A 513-nucleotide genomic window follows, 5' to 3' on the forward strand; every position below is an offset into this window, starting at 1 on the left:
CCCGGTTTCACCTTGAATACCTTGTTCTCCAGTGGCACCCGTGGCTCCTGTTTCACCTTGTTCTCCCTGTGCTCCAGTTTCTCCCTGGATTCCTCGTTCACCTGTTGCCCCAGTGGCCCCGGTTTCTCCTTGGATACCTTGTTCTCCAGTTGCCCCAGTAGCTCCGGTTTCACCTTGAATACCTTGATCACCTGTGGCGCCAGTAGCTCCGGTCTCACCTTGAATACCTTGTTCGCCCTGTGCTCCAGTCTCACCTTTATCTCCTTGTATACCTTGTTCACCTGTTGCTCCAGTAGCTCCGGTCTCACCTTGAATGCCTTGTTCGCCTGTTGCACCCGTGGCTCCGGTTTCACCTTGAATACCTTGTTCTCCTGTTGCACCAGTAGCTCCAGTTTCACCTTGAATACCTTGTTCTCCTGTGGCACCAGTAGCTCCGGTTTCGCCTTGAACACCTTGTTCTCCTGTGGCTCCAGTTGCTCCGGTCTCGCCTTGAATTCCTTGTTCTCCTTTGGC

General features: G+C 53.6%; 1 pseudogene. It reads right to left on the bottom strand.

What is annotated here, in order from left to right:
* A pseudogene (locus HCG49_RS18430) lies at positions 1-513 on the bottom strand (spore surface glycoprotein BclB); the annotation flags it as partial.

This window comes from Arenibacter sp. 6A1, from assembly GCF_012272855.1.
Lineage (GTDB): Bacteria > Bacteroidota > Bacteroidia > Flavobacteriales > Flavobacteriaceae > Arenibacter.